Origin of the sequence: Pseudoduganella sp. RAF53_2 (assembly GCF_052113985.1) — a bacterium.
Taxonomy (GTDB): domain Bacteria; phylum Pseudomonadota; class Gammaproteobacteria; order Burkholderiales; family Burkholderiaceae_D; genus Rugamonas.
In genome coordinates this window covers 1-4390 of sequence record NZ_JBFRDW010000517.1, presented here as the reverse complement: position 1 = coordinate 4390, position 4390 = coordinate 1, and the positions used below count along the sequence as shown (strand labels likewise).

Below are 4390 nucleotides of genomic sequence, written 5' to 3'. Positions count from 1 at the left end.
GCCTGGGGCACGGCCGATGCACCGCGCATCGCTGAACTGGCACATGAACTGACCACGGGCGATTCGGTGTCCGCCACCTTCATGGACCGCACGCTGCTGGGCAAACGCAACCCTGAGATGGCGGACCACATCGGCGCCATGATGGACAGCGGCGGCACGCCGTTTGTCGGCATCGGCCTGCTGCATCTGGTCGGCAGCAAGGGTGTGCCTGCGCTGTTGAAGCAGCGCGGCTACGAAGTCGAGCAGCTGTACTAAGCTTTACTGCATCGGCGCAATCTGGCCGTTGCGGTAGCTCACCCGGTCGCCCGGTTTATAGCTGGGCATGCCGTTGACGGTATGGATCTCGGTCGTGCCGTCATCCTTGCGCAGTGTGACGCGATAGGCTTTGGTCGGCGATGAGCCCGACGAGCCTGCTGCCATTGCACCGCTGGCGCCGCCGGCTGCCATGCTGATGTCCGTTGCCGGTTCGATCAAGACCACTTCGCCATTCCACTGGTCCGCCGGTGATGCGGTAGCAGCCGTGTTGTAGCTGCTGCCGCYGTTCATGCCCGTTTCGGCACATGCTGCCAGCGCCAGGCAGAGAATCATCATTGTCGTCTTCATTTCTACCTCCATTGCGGGAGAGTAGAGTGTAGGACGCTCGACGAATGAAGGGCGCACGCGCGGAAGGCCCTTTGATCCACATCAAACTGTCGGCAAAACGCCAAGAGATAATTGGCCTTCAAGAAATCTTTGGGGCCCGACATGCAGGAACGCAGGACTGAGACAGTCATCTCCGAATTAACGGAAGCAACACTCGGCAAGGAAGTAGACGCACGCGACCGCCATGTATTTCGCCAGGCCTTACACGGGCTCGTCAGGATCGGAACAGCTGCTGGATATGCGGCGCGATACGGATCTCGCGACCGGTTCAGGCGGTCCGAACCCGGCGCGTGGTCCAGAGCAGCCACATGAAGCCGGAGGTTAGCAGCGCGGCCGTGCAATCGATCATCCAGTCGTGGATGTCCGCGTGGCGGTAGGTCCAGAAGCTCTGCACGAATTCATCCAGCGCACCCATTACGGCAATATGCAGCACGGCTTTTACTGCGCGCTGCGCCGGCGTGCCGCTGCAGCCGGTAAAAATCAGGAAAGCCAGGCCTGCATAAGCGCAGCCATGCAGCACCAGGCCAGTGGCCCACACGCCGACCTCCGCGCGCGCTCCTGGAATCGATCCGATGATCACGATCAGCAGGAACAATACGATGGCGCTCCAATAGCGCAGGCGGGCGTGGGATGGCGTCAGCAGGAGCTGGTAGAGGAAATTCAACATGCGGGGGAATGTACCACGGAATCGGGTGCGCCGGATGGGCTCCGGCGCACCACTTCTGCCACCGTGCATATCGGTTGCATGTGCAGCAGATGTGGCCAGTATAGGCAGCATGTATTACGGCTTCATGACACAGCGCAAGCGCATCACACTTTAAAAAACGCGACTGTGGCAAGCAGGATTTCGGACTGGCTGTTCAATTCTTCCGCGGTTGCTGCCAGCTCTTCGGCCGCTGCGGCATTGCGCTGGGTGGCCTGGCTCAGTTCATTCATGGCCTGGCTGATCTGGCCGGCGCCAGCGCTTTGCTCGCGCGAAGCGGCGCTGATTTCCTGTACCAGATCGGCAGTCCGGCGAATGCCCGGCACAATTTCCTTCAACAGGGAGCCGGCGCGCTCGGCCACGGCCACGCTGTTCTGCGCCACTTCGCCAATCTCCTGCGCGGCGACCTGACTGCGCTCGGCCAGCTTGCGCACTTCGGCGGCCACCACGGCGAAGCCTTTGCCATGCTCTCCTGCGCGCGCTGCTTCAATGGCGGCGTTGAGTGCCAGCAGATTGGTTTGATAGGCGATGTYGTCGATGATGACGATCTCACGCGCGATGCGGCGCATGGCGGTCAGCGTTTGCGCGACCGCCTCGCCGCCATCTTCGGCATAGTTCGCGACGCGCGTAGCCGTGTCGCCGGTTACGCGGGCGTTGTCGGAATTCTGCGCGATGGAGGCCGTCATTTCTTCCACCGATGCGCTGGTTTCTTCCACGCTCGATGCCTGCTCGTTGGAACTCTGGCTCAAGCCCTGTGCCGTGGCATTCGCTTGCGCGGCAGCCACCGACAATTCGTCCGCTGCCTTGCGCACTTCGCCAACTGTCTGTGCCAGCCGTTCAGCCATCGCATGCAGTGCGAATGTGAGGCTGTCGCTGTCCTTACGATGCAATGAAATGCGCTGCGTCAGGTCGCCGTTGGCGATGTGTGTCAGGGCGTTGCTGACGTCGCGTGGCTCGCCGCCGATTTGCTTGATCAGATGATGACTGATGGTCCACCCGGCAATGGCGGCCAGCGCTGCCAGCAGGGCGATGCTGGCGGCCAGGCGGTAGCGCGTGGAGTGCTGTGCGACGAGGCGCTTATCGATGCTGGCGCGCAGATCGCGCATGGATTCGTGCGCGGCGGCGAACTGCGAGTCGATGGCGCGTGTGGCGAAAGCGAGGTACTCCGGCGCCGGCAGATCGGGCTTGTCGGTGGTGGCGATGCGTGTACGCGCCAGCTCGGCGGCGTCCTTACCCATCTGGATGGCGGTGCTGACATCGTCGTCCAGGTTCTTGCGCAGGGAAGGACCGGCCGCATACGCCTTGCCGAAGGTGCGCTCAGCGGCCGCGCCCGAAGCCAGTGCTTTCATGATCAGGCTGTACATGATGGCGCGGCCTTCGATATCGATATGGCCGGCGGCGAGATAGCCGGCACCACGGGCGCGCATCTCGCCCAGGTCTTCGGCAGCGCGCGGCAGATCAAAGTAGATGGCGCGCATCAGGTAGTAGCTGTCCGGTTCGGGATCGAGCGAGAGCCCGTATTCATCGGCCAGCTGCTCGATGAACAGCAGAATGAATTCGCATTGCGCAGTGTGGCGCTGGTAGCTTTGCAGGGTGGTGATGCTGCGCGCGGAAACGTCATGCGCCAGACTGTTCCAATCCTCGCGAATCTGGCCGAACATATTGGCGGACTTCCCTCGCCGCAGCAGGCCGGCCATATCGGTCAGCACGCGCTCGACTTCGGCCTGTTTGGCGGCACGCTGGTCCGCCAGCTGGCTGCCGCCGATGAAGGCGGCGGAAAGGCCGCGGTGCTGCTGGATCATCTGGAGCAGGCGCAAGGCCTGTTCGCCGGGTTTCAGGCCGGCTTGCTCGGTGGCGGACTGGGCAATGGCTTTGTGATTCTCGCGCAGGAAGAGCCAGGTGGGCGGAACGAGCAGCATCACGCCGATCAGGCCGAGCAGCAGAAAGCGCTGCCACAATTTCATCCGGTTCAGCACAGAGTTCACCACGTTCTCCGAAGCCCGTTTCGTTAGCATTATGCAACGGAAGAGCTGAAACCAGTGCACTGCTGTGGTGCACAGATAAAAAAAAGCCCGCTGTTTTAGCGGGCTTAAACTATTTTCTTGGAGGAGAATAGTGGAGACATGTGCAATTATGGTGCATTGCAGAATATATGTCTAATTTCTGTTTTCCATATGGGAAATAAATATTTCGTATATCTCACTCTTTGACGGGAACCGTGTAGTTGAGGGCCATACGGCCGCCATCGACGAATAGCGTCTGGCCCGTCATGTAGCTGGCGTCGTCGCTGGCGAGGAAGGCGGCGATCGATGCCACCTCTTCCGGCTCGCCGCAACGCCCCAAAGGAGTGCGTGACAGGATGGTGTGGCGCGCTTCCGGGCTGGCCAGCACTGCCTGCTTGGCCAGTTCGGTCAGAATGGTGCCCGGGCCAATGCCGTTGACGCGGATGCCATACGGCGCCAGGTTGAGTGACATGACCTTGGTCAGCTGGTTGATGCCGCCTTTGGACACCACATATGGCACCTGGTCGGGAATCGCCAGTTCCGAGTTCACGCTTGACATATTGATAATGCAGCCGCTTTGCTGCCTGACCATTTCGCGCGCGGCGGCCTGGCTGCACAGGAACATGGATTTCAGGTTGATGCCCAGCACGCGGTCGAAGTCTTCTTCGGTGAGGTCCAGGAAGCTAGCTTTGTGGGTGACGCCGGCGTTGTTGATGAGGATGTCGACGCGGCCGAATTCCTTGACGGTGGCGGCGACCATTGCGTCCACGTCGGCTTTGTGGCTGACGTCGGCAGCGAAGAAGCGTGCCTGGTCGCCCAGCGCTTCAGCGGCTTGCTGGCCTTCCGGCTTGATGTCCACCAGCATCACCTTGGCGCCTTCCGCGATCAGGCGCTTGGCGCAGGCGAGGCCGATACCTTGGGTGGCGCCGGTGACGATGGCGATTTTATTATGTAATTTCATGTCCGTTGTACGGCGGGTCAATGACCCGCCCTACGATGGTCGTAGGGCGGATCATTGATCCGCCATTGCGTCACGTGTTGC

Annotated in this window: 5 protein-coding genes; 1 reads left to right on the top strand and 4 read right to left on the bottom strand. The window is 61.2% G+C overall.

Annotated features, from left to right (window positions below; genetic code table 11):
* Window positions 1-255 (top strand): TraB/GumN family protein (locus AB4Z11_RS24345; RefSeq protein WP_442028272.1); only part of this gene is annotated, 255 nt, incomplete at its 5' end.
* 3 nt (window positions 256-258) lie between these two features.
* On the opposite strand, the gene AB4Z11_RS24340 is transcribed toward AB4Z11_RS24345, so the two are convergent.
* The 4 genes from AB4Z11_RS24340 to AB4Z11_RS24325 all read right to left on the bottom strand — a co-directional run bounded on the left by AB4Z11_RS24340 (window position 259) and on the right by AB4Z11_RS24325 (window position 4309).
* Entirely contained in the window at window positions 259-603 is a 345-nt protein-coding gene (locus AB4Z11_RS24340) for a hypothetical protein (protein WP_442028270.1), read from the bottom strand.
* A 307-nt stretch (window positions 604-910) separates the two neighbouring features.
* Window positions 911-1309: a VanZ family protein gene (locus tag AB4Z11_RS24335; protein ID WP_442028268.1), complete on the bottom strand. Its 399-nt coding sequence runs from the start codon at window positions 1307-1309 to the stop codon at window positions 911-913.
* A 143-nt stretch (window positions 1310-1452) separates the two neighbouring features.
* On the bottom strand, window positions 1453-3330 hold the full coding sequence (locus tag AB4Z11_RS24330; RefSeq protein ID WP_442028267.1) for a methyl-accepting chemotaxis protein: 1878 nt from the start codon (window positions 3328-3330) through the stop codon (window positions 1453-1455).
* Window positions 3331-3544: 214 nt separating this feature from the next.
* Complete coding sequence (locus AB4Z11_RS24325; protein WP_442028266.1) at window positions 3545-4309, bottom strand: SDR family NAD(P)-dependent oxidoreductase; 765 nt, start codon at window positions 4307-4309, stop codon at window positions 3545-3547.
* Window positions 4310-4390 lie beyond the last annotated feature (81 nt).

Excerpts from the sequence above, each read along its gene's own strand:
- AB4Z11_RS24335 (WP_442028268.1), bottom strand. The coding sequence starts at position 1,309 with ATGTTGAATTTCCTCTACCAGCTCCTGCTGACGCCATCCCACGCCCGC.
- AB4Z11_RS24325 (WP_442028266.1), bottom strand. The coding sequence starts at position 4,309 with ATGAAATTACATAATAAAATCGCCATCGTCACCGGCGCCACCCAAGGT.